This window comes from bacterium (assembly GCA_031082185.1).
GTDB lineage: Bacteria > Sysuimicrobiota > Sysuimicrobiia > Sysuimicrobiales > Humicultoraceae > VGFA01.
On sequence record JAVHLI010000011.1, the window covers coordinates 71,212 to 87,260 of the forward strand.

General features: G+C 68.2%; 13 protein-coding genes. 10 read left to right on the forward strand and 3 right to left on the reverse strand.

All coding sequences use genetic code 11. The annotated features are described in order from the left end of the window. Nucleotides 1-110: 110 nt before the first annotated feature. The 7 genes from RDU83_10790 to menE are packed head-to-tail and all read left to right on the forward strand — an operon-like array spanning nucleotide 111 to nucleotide 8,805. Nucleotides 111-722 carry a TetR/AcrR family transcriptional regulator gene (locus RDU83_10790; GenBank protein ID MDQ7841495.1) on the forward strand — a complete coding sequence of 204 codons (612 nt, stop codon included), beginning with the start codon at nucleotides 111-113 and terminating at the stop codon, nucleotides 720-722. After that, a complete protein-coding gene (locus RDU83_10795) occupies nucleotides 703-2,121 on the forward strand; it encodes an isochorismate synthase (GenBank protein ID MDQ7841496.1) in 1,419 nt (472 codons plus the stop codon). Before RDU83_10790 ends, RDU83_10795 begins: the two co-directional genes overlap by 20 nt. Continuing rightward, on the forward strand, nucleotides 2,118-4,007 hold the full coding sequence (gene menD, locus RDU83_10800) for a 2-succinyl-5-enolpyruvyl-6-hydroxy-3-cyclohexene-1-carboxylic-acid synthase (GenBank protein MDQ7841497.1): 1,890 nt from the start codon (nucleotides 2,118-2,120) through the stop codon (nucleotides 4,005-4,007). Before RDU83_10795 ends, menD begins: the two co-directional genes overlap by 4 nt. Beyond that, the gene (gene menH / locus RDU83_10805) at nucleotides 4,007-4,831 is read left to right on the forward strand and encodes a 2-succinyl-6-hydroxy-2,4-cyclohexadiene-1-carboxylate synthase (GenBank protein ID MDQ7841498.1); all 825 of its coding nucleotides are present in this window, start codon (nucleotides 4,007-4,009) and stop codon (nucleotides 4,829-4,831) included. Before menD ends, menH begins: the two co-directional genes overlap by 1 nt. A gap of 7 nt (nucleotides 4,832-4,838) precedes the next feature. Beyond that, nucleotides 4,839-5,657: a 1,4-dihydroxy-2-naphthoyl-CoA synthase gene (gene menB, locus RDU83_10810; protein MDQ7841499.1), complete on the forward strand. Its 819-nt coding sequence runs from the start codon at nucleotides 4,839-4,841 to the stop codon at nucleotides 5,655-5,657. A 29-nt stretch (nucleotides 5,658-5,686) separates the two neighbouring features. Next, nucleotides 5,687-6,589: a 1,4-dihydroxy-2-naphthoate polyprenyltransferase gene (locus RDU83_10815; GenBank protein ID MDQ7841500.1), complete on the forward strand. Its 903-nt coding sequence runs from the start codon at nucleotides 5,687-5,689 to the stop codon at nucleotides 6,587-6,589. A 26-nt stretch (nucleotides 6,590-6,615) separates the two neighbouring features. Then, nucleotides 6,616-8,805 (forward strand): o-succinylbenzoate--CoA ligase, encoded by a 2,190-nt coding sequence (gene menE, locus RDU83_10820; GenBank protein MDQ7841501.1) that lies wholly within the window; start codon nucleotides 6,616-6,618, stop codon nucleotides 8,803-8,805. Here menE and RDU83_10825 read toward each other — a convergent pair. From RDU83_10825 to RDU83_10835, 3 genes are read right to left on the reverse strand one after another with little or no spacing between them, the layout of a single operon-like run. After that, nucleotides 8,794-9,999 carry an aminotransferase class V-fold PLP-dependent enzyme gene (locus RDU83_10825; GenBank protein MDQ7841502.1) on the reverse strand — a complete coding sequence of 402 codons (1,206 nt, stop codon included), beginning with the start codon at nucleotides 9,997-9,999 and terminating at the stop codon, nucleotides 8,794-8,796. The genes menE and RDU83_10825 overlap by 12 nt on opposite strands. Before the next feature lie 13 nt (nucleotides 10,000-10,012). Beyond that, a complete protein-coding gene (locus RDU83_10830; protein MDQ7841503.1) occupies nucleotides 10,013-11,392 on the reverse strand; it encodes a M14 family zinc carboxypeptidase in 1,380 nt (459 codons plus the stop codon). Next, nucleotides 11,389-12,480 carry a Xaa-Pro peptidase family protein gene (locus RDU83_10835; GenBank protein ID MDQ7841504.1) on the reverse strand — a complete coding sequence of 364 codons (1,092 nt, stop codon included), beginning with the start codon at nucleotides 12,478-12,480 and terminating at the stop codon, nucleotides 11,389-11,391. Before RDU83_10835 ends, RDU83_10830 begins: the two co-directional genes overlap by 4 nt. Nucleotides 12,481-12,605: 125 nt before the next feature. Here RDU83_10835 and nth point away from each other — a divergent pair, with 125 nt between their 5' ends. From nth to RDU83_10850, 3 genes are all read left to right on the forward strand, one after another. Beyond that, nucleotides 12,606-13,286 (forward strand): endonuclease III, encoded by a 681-nt coding sequence (nth, locus tag RDU83_10840; protein ID MDQ7841505.1) that lies wholly within the window; start codon nucleotides 12,606-12,608, stop codon nucleotides 13,284-13,286. Nucleotides 13,287-13,659: 373 nt separating this feature from the next. Continuing rightward, nucleotides 13,660-15,225: a gamma-glutamyltransferase gene (gene ggt, locus RDU83_10845; GenBank protein ID MDQ7841506.1), complete on the forward strand. Its 1,566-nt coding sequence runs from the start codon at nucleotides 13,660-13,662 to the stop codon at nucleotides 15,223-15,225. Next, nucleotides 15,225-16,046 carry a YihY/virulence factor BrkB family protein gene (locus RDU83_10850; protein ID MDQ7841507.1) on the forward strand — a complete coding sequence of 274 codons (822 nt, stop codon included), beginning with the start codon at nucleotides 15,225-15,227 and terminating at the stop codon, nucleotides 16,044-16,046. The genes ggt and RDU83_10850 overlap by 1 nt, the downstream gene beginning before the upstream one ends. Nucleotides 16,047-16,049 lie beyond the last annotated feature (3 nt).

The following is a 16,049-nucleotide window of genomic DNA, read 5'->3' on the forward strand; positions in this document are numbered from 1 at the left end:
GCGGGTTGACAGCAGGGTGGGCTCTGCGTACTCTCGGTGTAGACCGACGCGTCGGTCTACACCGGCGGGCAGGGGATGGCCCGCGATCGCCAAGAGGTCCTGTCTCGACCATGGCCCGCCGCCCCAACATGGAGTCCGCAACCCGCGACCGCCTGATCCAGGCGGCCATGGATGTGTTCGCCCGGCGTGGGTACCACGGCACCACCGTGGACGACATCGTGGCCGCTTCCGATTCGTCCAAGGGCTCCTTCTACCACTACTTTCCCAGCAAGCAGGGGATCTTCCTGATACTCCTCGATCAACTCGCCGTCATGGTCGAGGCCGGAGTGGATCACGCCATTGACAGGGAAGACGGCGCGATGGCCAAGGTCGAGGCCGCGCTGCGGGTCGTGCTGGAGGTCGCCGCCGCGCACCGGGATCTGGCCAGGATACTGTTGGTCGAGTCGGCGGCGCTTGGACACGAGTTCGAGCAGAGCCGCCTCGGCATCCACAGGAGGTTCGCCGCCCTGATCCAGCGCCATCTCGATCGCGCAGTCGCCGACGGCGCGATTCCCGCGCAGGACACGCACATCGCCGCCGCCGCGTGGATCGGCGCGATCAATGAGGTGCTGACGCAGCAGATGGCTTTGGGCGTGGAAGTGCTGGCCGGGCTGCCGTCGCTGCGGATGGTGCTGTTGCGCAGCATCGGCGCGAGGATCAACGGTGAATCCGCAGGCCGTTGACGTCCCGGCGGCGCTCACGGGCCGACTCCGGGCCGCGGTCGACGCCGCCGGTCAGAGGGCGCGTGAGGTCGGACATCCGGTGCTGGCCTGGGCCGGCACGCGCATCCCCGCCGTCGATCCGATCGCCATCTTTGACGATGCCGCCGGAAAGCACGACCGGTTGCTCTGGATAGCACCGGACCGTGCTATCTGTCTGGTGGGTATCGGCAGCGCTTGGGCGGTCTCGACCGACGGCGCGGGACGCTTCGCAGAAGCCGGTGCAGCATGGCAGGCGCTCCTGCACGACGCCGTCGGTGACGCGGGCTTTACTCCTATCGCGATGGGTCATGCTCAACCCGGCCCGGTTCTGATGGGTGGGTTTGCGTTCGCGCCCCAAGGCCCTGTCAGCCCCGAGTGGGAGGGCTTTCCGGCGGGTTTGCTGACCCTTCCCAGGATCTGCGTGGCGAGCGAGGGGGGCGAGACCCGGCTTGTTCTCTCGCGGGTGGTTACGCCCGATGGTTCCGTCGAACACCAGGCAGATGAGGCAGCCGACGAACCGGTCGGCGCTGCGCCGTCGGTCCGGAGCCGGCAGACGACTGGGGAACATCCTCCGGGCGCCGCCTGGAAATCCAGGGTCGCAGCGTCTGCGCAGGCCGTCCGGGATGGGATTCTCCGCAAGGTCGTCCTTGCGAGGTCGGTCCGGGTGCGCGGCGGTCCCTTTGATCCCATTGCCGCCCTCCGCATGCTGAGCGATGGCTATCCGGGCTGCACGCTCTTCGCAGTTGCGCGCGGTGCCCGGTGCTTCTTGGGCGCGACGCCGGAGCGCCTGGTCCGGGTGCGCGGCGGTGAGGTGAGCGCCATGGCCCTGGCCGGGACCGCTCCCAGGGGGCGCGACGATGGGGAGGACCGTCGGCTCGGAGAGTTGCTGCTGGCCAGCTCCAAGGACCGGATCGAGCACGCCGCCGTGGTGGACCTCCTGCGCGAGGATCTTGCCGGCGCGTGCACGGAGGTCTCGGCAGACGATGGGCCGGACCTGCTGAAGGTGGCCAACGTGCAGCATTTGTGTACCCCGCTGACGGCCAAGATTCGTCCCCCTCTGACGTTGCTGGATCTGGTTGCCCGGCTGCACCCTACCCCGGCCGTGGGAGGGGTCCCGCGCGAGACGGCGCTGGAGTGGATACGCAGGCACGAGGGCCTGGACAGGGGATGGTACGCCGGGCCGGTCGGCTGGGTGGACCAGAGGGGCGAAGGTGAGTTTGCGGTCGCCATCCGCTCGGCGCTGCTGCACGGCGACGAGGCGGTGCTCTTCGCGGGATGCGGAATCGTGGCGGATTCCGATCCCGATCAGGAGTACGCGGAGTCCCGCCTGAAGCTTCGGCCGATGCTCTCGGCTCTTGGAATACGAGAGGAGTCTGCATGAACGTCCCCGAGAACGCGACCTACGCCTACATAGGCGCCGTGGTAGACGAACTTGTGCGCTCGGGCGTGACCGAACTCTGTCTCTGCCCGGGGTCGCGTTCCACGCCCATCGCGGTGTGCGCGGCGCGTCATCCCGGTATCAGGGTGTGGACGTTGATTGACGAACGGTCTGCCGGGTTCTTCGCACTGGGACTGGCCAAGGGGCTGCGCCGTCCGGCGGCCCTGCTCTCGACCTCCGGCACCGCGGCGGCCAACTTCCTGCCCGCGGTCATCGAGGCGCGATACGGTCGGGTGCCGTTGGTGGTGCTCACGGCCGATCGTCCGCACGAACTGCGGGAGACCGGGGGGCTGCAGGCGATTGACCAGTTGCGCCTCTACGGGACGCACGCGAAGTGGTTTGCCGACATGGCAATACCGGAGGCCACCGACGAGTTGATGCGCTACGCCCGCAGCGTCACCTCGCGCGCGGTGGCGGTGGCCGCGGGCGCGCCTCCGGGCGCGGTGCACCTGAACTTCCCGTTGAGAGAGCCGCTGGTGCCGGTGCCCGCGCCGGATCAGCTCCCCCCAGAAGAGGCTCGGGCCAATGCGGCCTGGGGCGGCCGCGATGGCGGGCGGTCCTATGCCTCTTCCCATACCGCGCAGAAGGCGCCGGAGTACGGGCTTGCCTCCGCGCTGGCCTCGGAGCTGGCGCAGCGGAGGCGGGGCCTGATCGTGTGCGGGCCCTCGGACGATCCGGCGCTGCCGGATGCCGTCTGCCGGATGGCCGCGGCGCTGGGCTATCCGGTGCTGGCAGATCCCCTCTCGCAGGTGCGCTGCGGACCACACGACCGCGGCCCGGTGGTTGACGGCTACGATGCCCTGCTCAGGATGCCCGGCGCGATCGAGACGCTGACCCCGGAGGTCGTCCTGAGATTTGGCGCCGTGCCCGCGTCCAAACCGTTGATGCGGTATCTCGAGATGCACGGCGCGGTCCGGCAGATCGTGGTGGACGCCGGCGGCGAGTGGAACGATCCTGCGCGGGTGGCCACGGAGTTCGTGCACGCCGATCCGGTCTTGTTTTGCCGGGCGGTCCTCGGTGCGCTAGGCGCGCCTGGGGCGGGGCAGGGCGCGGCTGGGACAGGGCAGAGCGCGCGGGGGACGCATGAGTGGCTGGCGTTGTGGCAGCGTCTGGGAGCGCGGGCCCGGGACGCCATCAGTATCCGGCTGGGTGCGCTTGCAGAGCCGTTCGAGGGCAAAGTCTTCGCCGAGCTTTCCGATCTGCTGCCTGATGGCGCGGTACTCTATGTGGGCAACAGCATGCCGGTGCGCGACCTCGACACCTTCCTTCCGGGAACGCAGCGGGCGGTCCGGTTTCTGGGGAACCGCGGCGCCAGCGGGATTGACGGGCTGGTCTCAAGCGCGCTGGGCGTAGCGGCAGGACTTGGGGCGGAATCCGCCGGCGGTGGCGGGCCGGCCGGCGCAACCCGGGGCACGGTGGTCCTGGTGATCGGGGACCTGGCCTTCTACCACGACCTCAACGGGCTGCTGGCGGCCAAGCTGTACGGGCTGAATGCCACCGTCGTGCTGATCAACAACGACGGCGGCGGCATCTTCTCGTTCCTGCCGCAGGCGGGATATCCGGAATACTTCGAGGCGCTCTTCGGAACGCCGCACGGCCTCGACTTCCGCCACGCGGCCGGGCTGTACGGGGCGTCACATGCGCTCGTTGAGTCCTGGGAGGACTTCAGGGCGCGCGTGCGGGAAGGCATCTCCAGAGAGGGGCTCTCCATCGTTGAGGTGCGCACGGCGCGGGATCGCAACGTCCTCCTGCACCGCGAGGTCTGGCAGGCGGTCGAGGCCGCCCTGCGCGCCGAGCTGCCGCCCGATGCCCTGGGAGGAACTTCCTGATGCCCAGGCTTCCCGTGAACGGGGTGAATCTCAACGTCGAGCAGGCCGGCGCAGGCCCTCCGCTCGTGCTGTTGCACGGTTTCACCGGCAGTGCCGCGGGTTGGGCAGAGCACGCCGAGGCCTTCGCGCAGAGCCACGCCACCGTGGCGGTGGATCTTCTGGGGCACGGCCTGTCCGACGCGCCGGACGATCCTGTACGCTACGGGATCGGCTACGCCACCGAGGACGTCCTTAGCGTGCTCGACGCCCTGGGGATTCAGCGGGCGGGCCTGCTGGGCTACTCGATGGGCGGCCGCGTCGCGATCTCACTGGCGGTCGTGGCCCCTGAGCGGTTGTCTGCGCTGTTTTTGGAAAGCGCCTCTCCTGGGATCCGCGATGCCGGCGCCCGCCGCGAGCGCGTCGTGGCGGACGGCGCCTTGGCGGCGGCGATTGAGCAAGATGGGGTTGAGCCGTTCGTGGATCGCTGGGAGCGCCTGCCGTTGTTTGCGAGCCAGGCCGCGCTGCCTGATGAGGCGCGCCGGGATCTCCGCGCCCTTCGGTTGCGGAACAATCCCACCGGCCTGGCGAACAGCCTGCGCGGGCTGGGACAGGGCGTGCAGCCGCCCGTGCACGAGTACCTCCAGCAGATCTGTGTGCCCACGCTGCTGATAGCGGGCGGGCTCGATCCCGCCTACTGCGCGCTGGGAGAGGAGATGCGCGCCCTGATCCCGCAGGCCCGGTTAGAGGTTGTACCTGGAGCAGGGCATGCCGTGCACCTGGAGCAGCCCGAGCGGTTCCGCGCGCTCGTGCTGGAGTTCCTTAACCAAGTGAGAGAGCTGAGGTGAGGATCTGATGCCAGTGAAATGGGCGAGGGTCAAGGACTACACCGACATCATCTACGAGCACTCCGATGGGATCGCCAAGATTACCATCAACCGGCCCGAGGTGCGCAACGCCTTCCGGCCCGAAACGGTCAAGGAGTTGATGGACGCCTTTGCGGATGCGCGGGATGACTCCACCGTCGGGGTGGTGCTCTTCACCGGAGCCGGCGACAAGGCGTTCTGCTCCGGCGGCGACCAGCGCGTGCGGGGCGACGCGGGCTACGTTGGTGGGGACAAGGTCCCACGGCTGAACGTGCTCGATCTGCAGCGGCAGATCCGCACCTTGCCCAAGCCGGTGATCGCGGTAGTGGCCGGGTACGCCATCGGCGGCGGGAACGTCCTGGCCACGGTGTGCGACCTTACGATCGCGGCCGACAACGCGATCTTCGGGCAGACCGGTCCAAAGGTCGGCAGCTTCGATGCCGGATACGGCTCGACCTACCTGGCGCGGATCGTGGGCCACAAGAAGGCCCGCGAGATCTGGTACCTGTGCAGGCAGTACAACGCCCAGGAGGCGCTGGCGATGGGACTGGTGAACGTCGTTGTTCCTCTTGATCAGCTCGAGAAAGAGGCGGTCCGGTGGGCCAAGGAGCTGCTTGAGAAGAGCCCGCTGGCCCTGCGTTTGCTGAAAGCCGCGTTCAACGCCGACACCGACGGCCTGGCCGGGTTGCAGCAGCTTGGCGGCGACGCCACGCTGCTGTACTACATGTCGGAGGAGGCGCAGGAGGGCCGGGACGCCTACTTACAGAAGCGCAGGCCTAACTTCAAGAAGTTCCCAAGGTACCCGTAGGCACGCGCATGGGCGCCGCGGAGGACGGGATGAATACGCCGGGCGCGGGCAGTCCCTGGAGGGCATGGGTGCTCGCCGCGCGCGTGCCCACGCTCACCGCGGCGGTGGCGCCGGTCATGGTCGGCACCGCGGCCGCGGCCGGAGGCGGGATGTTCGCGCCGTTGCCCGCGTTTGCCGCGCTGATTGCCGCCGTCAGCATCCAGATCGCCACGAACTTGCACAACGACGCGCTCGACTTCCTACAGGGGGCCGACACCGCAGGCCGCCTGGGGCCCGCACGTGCTACCCAGGCCGGCCTGCTGTCGCCGCGGCAGGTGCTTGTCGGCGCCTACCTGTGTCTTGGTGTCGCAGCGGCCGCCGGCATCTACCTCGTGGCGCTGCGGGGATGGCCGCTGCTGGTGGTGGGGATGATGTCCATGGCCGCTGCCCTGGCGTACACCGCGAGCCCCCTGCGTCTGGGCTACCGCGGATTGGGAGACCTGTTTGTGTTCCTCTTCTTCGGGGTGGTGGCCGTCGTAGGCAGCGACTACGTGCAGAGTGGAGAGATACGCGCAGTGGCGGTGGCCGCCTCGGTGCCGGTGGGGTTGCTGGCCTCTGCCATCCTGGTACTCAACAACCTGCGCGACATTGACACCGACCGCGCGGCCGGAAAGCGGACGCTCGCAGTGCGGCTTGGTCCTCGCGCCACGCGCGCGCAGTATCTCTTCTGCCTGGCCGGAGCTATGGCTGCGCCTGCGGTGATGCGCTTGACAGGGCTGCTCGGATCGTGGTTCTGGCTACCCTGGCTGGCGGCGCCCACAATGATGGGGTTGGTGAGCACCGTGCTGCGGCACGAAGACGCCGCGGCCCTTGTCGAGGCGCTGAAGAGGACCGCGCGACTGCTCCTGATTTACGGGGCGCTGCTGGCCACGAGCCTCTTGCGGGGTTCATGAGGACCGTGAGGCGCTAGGAGACCTTATTGAGATCGTCGGCTGAGATCCTTCCCGATTGGCTGGGGGCACGGGCGCGGGGCTTTCCCCATCGATTCGCGCTGGCAGCGGGATCCGAGCGCCTGACCTTCAGCGAGTTGGACCGCCTCGCTGGCCGCGCCGCCCGGCAGCTCGCAGGCCTGGGTGTTGCCCCGGGGGCGCGCGTCGCGCTCGTGCTTGGGGGCGGCGCCCAGTTTGCCGGGCTCACCCACGCGCTGGCGCGGCTGGGCGCGGTGATGGTGCCGGTCAATACGCGCCTGGCCGCGGCTGAGGTGGCGTGGTGCCTGCAGGACGCTTCTCCGGCGCTGGTGATCTGCGACGAGGCAAACGCCGCGGCCGCGCACGCCGGGGCCGAGGGAGCAGGCGTCCAGATCCTAACGATTGAGGAACTGGGCGTCCTGCCCGAGGCAGACGCGTCCCTGCGCGACCGCATCACGCTCTCAGACGTGCAGGGAATCATCTACACCTCGGCCACGACCGGGCGGCCCAAGGGTGTCATGCTGACCTTCGGCAACCACTGGTGGAGCGCGGTCGGCTCGGCCTTCAATCTTGGGCTCCGCAACGACGACTGCTGGTTGGCCCCGCTGCCGCTCTATCACGTAGGGGGACTGGCGATCCTGTGGCGCAGCGTGATCTACGGCATACCCGCGGTTGTGCATGCGGCCTTCGATCCCGGAGCGGTCAACCGCGAGATTGATGCCGGCGGGGTGACCATCGTCTCGGTTGTCAGCACGATGCTGCAGCGCATGCTGGACGAGCGGGGCGATCGGTCTTATCCGCCCACCCTGCGGTGCGTACTGCTGGGCGGCGGTCCGGCGCCGCTCGACCTGCTCGAGGAATGCCTGCGGCGCGGGGTGCCGGTGGCTCCGACCTACGGGCTGACCGAGGCGGCCTCCCAGGTGGCGACGCTACCGCCGGAAGACCTGCCGCGCAAACTCGGATCGGCTGGGAAGGCACTCTTTCCCACTGAGATCAAGACTGAGGACGGCGAGATCTTGGTCCGCGGTCCCACGGTCATGGCCGGCTACGCCACCCAGCCCGAAGAGACCGCGCGCGTACTGCAGGATGGCTGGCTGCGCACGGGTGATCTGGGCTACCTGGACGGCGATGGCTACCTTTTCGTCTCGGATCGCAGGGACGATCTTGTGATCTCAGGTGGCGAGAACGTCTATCCTGCCGAGGTGGAGGGAGTCCTGCGCGGCCATCCTGCCGTGGAGGACGCGGGCGTGTTCGGCCTTCCGGATCCCGAGTGGGGACAGGTCGTAGCGGCGGCGGTCACCTCGCGGCGCGGCGCCTCACTCGATGAGGAGGGAGTGCGCGCCTTCTGTGCTGCGCGCCTGGCCCGGTACAAGGTTCCGAAGCGGATATGGTTCGTGGAAGATCTTCCGCGATCTCCCTCCGGCAAGTTGATCCGCCAGGCGCTGCGCGAGAAGTTCGGGATTGTGGCGGCGTCGCCAACAGAGCGGCGCACCTGGGTCAGGGATGCCTTCCACCGGATTGCCGGCCGCTACGATCTGCTGAACCACCTGCTGAGCGGGGGTCTGCACATCCTATGGAAGCGGGCGGCCGTGCAGGCGGCGGGCCTGCGGCCGGGAGGGGTGGCGCTGGATGTGTGCTGTGGGACCGCGGACCTGGTGCTGCTGGCCTCGCGCGAGGTCGGCCCTGGTGGGCGCGCGATCGGCGTGGACTTCGCGCCGGGAATGCTCGCGGTGGGTGCCAGGCGCCTGGGCGAGGCAAGCCCGGCGTCATCAGGGTCAGGCGCCAGGGTCTCGCTCGTCTGCGCGGATGCCGAGGCGCTCCCGCTGGCCGACGGGTCTACCGACGCGGTGACGTTCGCCTTTGGAATCCGCAACGTCGCGTCGCCTCCGGGTGCGCTGCTCGAAGCCCACCGGGTACTACGGCCAGGAGGTCGTGTTGTGGTGCTCGAGTTCGGGCGGCCGGAGGCGCGGTGGCTCCGGGCGGCGTACGACCTGTATTCCAGGACGATCATCCCGCTGCTGGGCGGCCGACTCTCAGGGCGGCGCGACGCGTACCAGTACCTGCACGACTCGGTCCGCCGGTGGATGGACCCCGAGACGCTGGCAGGCCTCATGCGGGAAGCGGGATTCCAGGAAGTCCGGTACAGGCGCCTCGCCGGCGGGATCGCCGTGCTGCACGCCGGTCTTAAGCTACGGGCGTAGCGGCCCGACCATCCGGCCCACAGCCGTGATCAGCGCGTCAACGTCGGCCTGGGTGTTGTACCCCTGGACCGACACACGCAGCAACGGCCGGCCGTTCCAGTTCCACACCGGCACCTCGATCCGGAACTCCTCGCGCAGACGCTGCTGGAACGCTTCCGGGTTGCAGGGAGGCAGCAGCGCGCTTGCCATCTGAGCGAACCATGGGCTGCCGTCCGGTCGCGTCTCAGGGCAGATCGGCGGCAATCCAGTTAGCGCCTCGATCGCCCGACGCGCGTCTTTGGCCGTGGCGTGGCACTCCTGCCGTACCGCGTACCAGTCGTGCTCCCTAAAGAACTCGATCGCCGAGGGCACGGCCAGGAAGGCCGCCAGATCGCGCGTTCCCTGGTACTCGTGCTCGTCAATGAACCGGGATGGTCCCGGCTTCTCGGACCTCCATCCCCAGCTCACGACCAGCGGTTCGAGCAGCGGTTGGACCTCGCGCCGCGCGTATAGGAAGGCCGAGCCCTTGGGCGCGCACATCCACTTATGGCAGTTGCCGGCGTAGAAGTCTGCGCCGAGCGCTTCCAGGGCAAGCGGGATCTGGCCCGGCGCGTGGGCGCCGTCTATCACTGTGAGAATACCCGCGGCCCGGGCGCGACGGATCAGATCCTCGACCGGGAGAATCAACGCGGTCGGGGGAGTGATGTGACTGACGAACAATACCCGGGTCCTGGGCGTCACGCGCGACCAGATCGCCTCCACGACCTCTTCCCGGGAGGTGATCGGCAGCGGCACGGCCGCCCGCACGCAGACCGCTTTCCTCATCTCGCATATGAACTGCCAGGTGCGGTCCAGCGCCCCGTACTCGTGGTCGGTGGTCAGCACCTCGTCCCCGGGGTTGAGCCGTAGAGAGCGGGCCACGATGTTGAGCCCGGTGGTCGCGTTCGGCACGTAGACCAGGTCGTCGGGGTCGGTGCCAAGGTACCCTCCAAGCGACGCGCGCGCCCTTCGCATCAGGTCGCCTGCCCGCCGCGCGAAGAACTCGACCGGCTGGCTTTCCAGCTCGCGCTGCCAGCGCTGGTACGCTTCGAAAACGGGCCCGGGGCATGCGCCGAACGAGCCGTGGTTGAGGAAGACCACGTCCCTGCGGAGCAGGAACTGGTCACGGATGGCGACGGCGCGCGCGTCCGGGTTCGATGTGCCGGGATCCGTCATCGGCAACCTCTCCCTACTGCCTGGGTGTCAGAGCCACGTCGAGGGTTACAAGCGGTCCGTCGGCGACCGTCACCCTTCTCGTCTCGGCCTGGTAGCCTTCCTTGGAGATCCGCACCGAGTGCGTTCCCGTGAGCAGCAGACGGTAGAACCGTCCGAACTCGGGATCGCTTGTGCGGGCCCTGATTGCATCACCGGTGAGACCCTCCACCTCGATGAGCGCTTCGAGCGGCCGGCCGGTTCTCGCATCGGTCACCCTTCCTGTGATCCCCGGCCCTCGGTAGGTGAAGCCCTCACCCACCTTGCCGTGAAGGAACCGCCGAAGCCACTGCTTGATCCCGTCCGAGAGGTTGCGGACGTACTCCTCGGCCTGCTGCAGCGAGTGCGGGTCGTCATCGGCCGGATCGGGGGTATAGAAGTACCGGTCGTTGTAGAGACGCTCGGCGATCTCGACGATATAGTGGAGTGTTCCCACCGCTGCGTAGTGCCAGTTCGAAGACTGGCCCATGGGAGCCAGCAGGCCCCCCGCGGGCATGCGGCACACCGCCGGGTCGAAGATTGGCGACCCCATCTGGCAGAACCCCCCGGCCTGCCTGGAGGCCAGGGTCCACCGCGCGATCTCCTGCGCGGTCTCCAGCAGCCTGGTCTGGTCGGGCGGGGGGAGGACCGTGTCATCAGTACGACCGATTCCCCACGGCCGCATGATCTGGCTCTGCGGGAACGGGGTGCCGTGGTGGAAGTCAATTCCGAACAGTGGGCGCTGTTCGATGGCCAGGTCGCGCAGTGCCCGGGTCTCGGGCTCGGAGAACGGCGCGGTGCCACGGAAATACGAGGAGTTGGGATCGGTGCACTGCGGTTGGTATACGGCGCACCGATCCCAGCGGAAGTCGTAGTTGCGGTTCAGGTCCACGCCGGGCCGGTCGCCGTTCTTACGCCGGTTCGTTTCGTACCCGTACGCGTTCAGCACCGGCACGAACCAGATTTCGTAGGCGTTGACCCAGTCGGCGATCTCCTGGTCAACGCCGTAGCCGCGGGTCAGATCTTGGATAAGCCCGAGCGTGATCTTAAGCCCCAGTGGCTCCCGGCCGTGGATGATGCCCAGGAAGAGCCAGGCCGGCTCGTCCTCCTCCTGTGCCGCGTTGTCCGAAACCTTGACGGCCAGAATCGGCCTGCCGTTGGAGCTGCGTCCTATCTCGCGCACGCGCACGATGTCGGGAAAGCTTCCCTGCAACCGGATCAGGCCGGCGACTATCTGCTCGTACGACGGGTAGAAAGCCTCCACTGGCTGGGCGCGTGTGCCAACGGAGGCGCTCGTGCCGGTAGGGATGCCGGTGGGGATGCCGGCGAGGGTCAGTCCTGCCAGGAGGGTGCCGACGGTCAGGAGGCGCCGGATCAAGCCGGCAGCACCCGCACCTCGCGCGGCAGCATGCTCAGCCGCTCCGCGCCCCGCGCAGTTACGACCACGATCTCCTCAAGGCGGACCCCGAACTCGCCTTCGAGGTAGATCCCCGGCTCGATACTGAACATCATCCCTTCCTGCATCGGCAAATCGTTGGTGTGCGTGACCGAGGGCGGTTCATGCCCGGTGAGGCCGATGCCGTGGCCTGTGCGATGGGTGAACTGCCTGCCGTAGCCGGCGTTCTCGATCACGGCGCGCGCGGCCCTGTCAACGGCAGAGAGCGGGGTGCCGGGCCTGACCGCGTCCATGCCCGCGCGCACGGCGTGCTCGACGATCGCGTGGGCCTCGCGATAGCGCGCCGAGGACTCGCCAATGTATCCCATGCGGGTGATGTCCGACATGTAACCTTCGAGGCGGCCGCCCAGGTCCACCAGGACCGGTTCGCCCTCCCGCAGACTTCGGCTGCCGGAACGGTGGTGAGGGTAGGCCGAGTTCGGCCCGCTCCCGACGATCGCCGGCCCCGGCTGCGCCACCGCCTGCTCCGCGAACGCGTTTGCCACCGCGCGGGTAACTGCGAGCTCGGTGACCCCGGGACGGCAGGCCGCGAGGGCCGCATCCACGGCAATGTCGGCCGTGGCGGCCGAACGGCGCATCAGCGCGATCTCCTCGGATGTCTTGATCATGCGCACCGGCGCCATCACCTCGGCACCGGGAGCGAAGGCGCTCTTTGTCCACCGCTCCTGGAGCAGCAGCAGGAAGTCGGCCCGCATCGTGTCGCCGATACAGATGCGTACTGGATCTCCCAGCCGGCCGTGCGCCTCGCGCAGCACCGCCCCGGGTCCCTCGGCATCGGAATAGGTAAGGAAGGGCAGGTCAACGTGTCCGCGCGCTTCCCCGGCGTTGAGCTCGGGCACGAGGAACACCGCGTCGTCACCGGTTAGGAACAGGTAGCACGGTCGCTCGTCGGCGTGCGGGGTGAAGCCGAGCAGGTAGTACATGTCATCGCCCGGCGGCAGGCTCAGCAGGTCCACTCCGGCAGATCTCATCTGGGCGCGCGCGCGGGTGACGCGATCGGTGTTGGGCATCTGGGACTCCTCTCGTGCGGGTGCGTTGCAGCACTCTATACACCGCCTGCCTCCAACAGACCTCCCATCAGCAACTCGCCCGGCGGCAGGAACGATCCGATGTGCCGGCGAATCCGCACGCGGCCATGTTACCGCGATCCACAGCACTGACTGCTCTCCGGCGCCGCGCAGCTAGGATTGCTGCGATCCTGGGCGAGCGCTACCCTGTCACCCGTCTGCCGCTCAAGCACCGCAACCCGCTGCAGTTGCTGGTGGCCACGATACTGTCGGCGCAATGCACCGACAGCCAGGTGAACAAGGTCACACCGGCGTTGTTCGCCCGCTACAAGACGGCGGTGGAGTTTGCCTCCGCGGACCCGTCTGAGATGGAAGCGCTCGTCCGCACAACGGGCTTCTACCGGCAGAAGGCGCGGGCGATCGCGCGGACGGCCAGGATGCTGGTTCAGAAGTTCGGCGGTGTCGTGCCAAGTACTATGGAAGAACTACTGGAACTCCCGGGTGTGGGACGCAAGACGGCCAACGTGGTCCTGGGCGGCATCTTCGGACTGCCCAGCGTCGTGGTGGACACGCACGTGCGGCGCATCAGCCGGCGCCTGGGGCTCACTGTGCACAACGACCCAACGAAGATCGAGCAGGACCTGATGCGGATTCTCAATCGCGACCAGTGGTCGGATTTCTCCCTGCGGGTTATATACCTGGGCCGGGAGATCTGCCGGGCGCGGCATCCGCTGTGCCCGGCCTGCCCGCTGCGTCGCCTCTGCCCCTATGCTCGTGGAAACCAGTCCAAAGGCCTGTCAAGCCGATAGCCAGGTATGCCGCGTCGTATAGGCCGATCGCCTGGGTGCCCACCACAGGGATCGTCCCCCCCATCAGGAGCGCGCTGAGAAACCCGAGTAGCGCTGCGAGGGTGTAGATCAGGCCCGAGGTCTGCGCCCCCATCCGTACCCCCCAACCTGTTGCGCCCAGGCAGAGCAGCAGCGCTCCGCCGGCCAGGTGGAAGAGTCTGGGTCCCGGGGCCAGATACCCCAGCAGTAGGAGAACGATTCCGGCTACCAGGCAGTAGAGTCGCGCCATTGCATGCCCAGTTCGTTCTTGCCGCGCCGGCTCCCTGCGCAGGAGTGCCCGGCTGCAGGAGTGCCCGACACCCAGGGGGAATCGCCCGGTGAGGTGATGGTGTCCATGCGTACGGGACGCTCAACCGTGCTCGCGCGACGCGGGATGATCGCCACGGGTCACCCTCTAGCGACGGCCGCGTGTCTGGAGGTTCTGGCAGACCGGGGCAACGCCGTGGACGCCGCGGTGGCCGCGGCGGCGGTACTGGGCGTGGCACAGCCGATGATGAGCGGGCTTGGCGGCGACACGTTCATGTTGGTCTACCACAAACCCGAGGGGCGCGTCTGGGGTCTCAACGGCAGCGGGCCCGCGCCCGCGGGCGCGTCGCGAGAATACTTCGTCGAGCAGGGCCACACGACGATGCCGCTTCGAGGCATGCTGTCGGTTTCGGTGCCCGGAGCGGTTCGAGCGATGGAGGAGGCCCTGGCCCGATGGGGCAGCGGCCGATTCTCCCTCCGTAAGCTGCTGGAGCCGGCGATCCGCTACGCCGAGGAGGGTGTGCCGGTTGCGAGAAAGATAGCCGGCTGGCTGCGTGAGGCCGCGCCCGCCATCGCCCAGTACCCTTCCTCGTCGGCGGTGTTCCTGCCGCACGGCAGGCCTTTGGAGGAGGGCGAGATTCTGGTCCAGCGTGATCTCGGCGCATCGCTGCGGACAGTGGCCGCGGGCGGTTCAGCGGCGTTCTACGAAGGGCCGATCGCCGAGGCAATCGGCGCGTACAGCCGCGCCCACGGAGGATTGCTCTCCGCCGGCGACTTCGCCGGGTACGCCGTGGATGTGCACGAGCCCCTAAGCACCGCCTTCCGCGACCTGACCGTCTACGCTACGGCGCCTCCGTCCCAGGGGATCCTGCTGCTCGAGATGTTGAACATCCTCGAAGGTTTTGACCCCGCGCGCTGGGATTCGCCCGACGCCATCCACAGGGCCGTAGAGGCCAAGAAGATCGCCTATGCCGACCGCCTGGCCTACCTGGGAGACCCGCTGCTCGTCCGCAACCCGGTCGGCGCGCTGCTCGACAAAGGGTACGCGGCCCGCCGGCGAGAGGGGATGGGAAACACAACCTACTTCTGCGTGGCCGACTGTGAGGGAAACCTCGTCTCGTACATAACCAGTCTATCGGCCGCCTTCGGCTGCGGCGAGATCGTTGAGGGAACCGGCATCCTGCCAAACAACCGCGCCGGTCGCGGGTTCACCCTGGAAGCCGGGCACCCCAACTGCATCGAGCCCGGTAAGCGTACGATGCACACTCTGACTCCCTACATGGCGTTTCGCGGCGGAATGCCCTGGCTGGCCTGGGGTACGCCCGGCGGTGATGCGCAGCCGCAGTGGTGCCTGCAGGTCCTGCTCAACCTGGTCGAGTCCGGGATGAGCCCGCAGCAGGCGGTCGAGGCCCCGCGCTGGCACAGCTTCCCAGGCACCGATCCGGCGACGCTCGGATCGCAGTTCGAGTTGCGCGTCGAGGAGGGCTTCCCTGCGGAGACCCTTGCCGAACTGGAGCGGAGGGGCCACCGCGTCATGCCCGCGGCCTCGCCGGAAGGCGGCGGCGGGGCCCAGGCGATTCTGGTAGACCACACGCGCGGGGCATACCTGGGCGCCTCGGATCCGCGCGTGGACGGCTGCGCGATAGGACTCTAATGGGCCTCATCCGCGCGACATACCGCAGCTTCCTGGAAGACGACTGTACGTTCGCAGCCGCCTCAATCGCCTACTACGCTCTGCTCTCGATCTTCCCGTTCCTGCTGGCAGTTGCCGCGGTCTCGACGCACTTCCTGGAGCACGAGCGGGTTCAATCCGCGATCCAGGAAACGCTGCGTGCCTATCTCCCACCGAGGGCACACGCGGTGATTCTCGAGAACGTGCAGGAGGCCATTCGCCTGCGCGGCCCGGTCGGGGTGGCGGCGGTCATCGCGTATCTCTGGTCCGCATCCGCGGCGGTCGGCGCGGTGCGCCACACTCTAAACCGGATCTGGGACGTGAAGCGGAGCCGTCCGTTCTGGCAGAGGAAGTTGCTCGAGGCCGGGACGACCCTGGCGCTTGCCGGAGTCCTGGGCGCTCTGGCCATCATCTCCGTGGGCCTGTCCATCCTGGCGGAGCTGGGGTGGCGGATCCCTCTCTCAGGACGGCTTCACGACCTCGTGCTGGCCGGCCCGGCCCGGGAGGCCGCCGCGCTCGGGCTTGTGTTCGTGGCGTTCCTGCTCGTCTACGGCATACTCCCCAACCGGCCGCTTCGCCTCCGGTGGTTGTGGCCCGGCGCGCTCATCGCCGCCGTTCTGTTCGAAGTGGCGAGGCACGCCGCGTTCTGGGGCCTCGCGCTGTTCGCCCAGTACCATCTCGTGTACGGCTCCATGGCCGGGGTCGTCATCTTCCTACTGTGGACGTACGTCACGGCGACCATCCTGCTGATCGGCGCCGAAATCGCGCGATGCCGGGCGCCCCTATCTCCCGGAGGTGAATAGGGT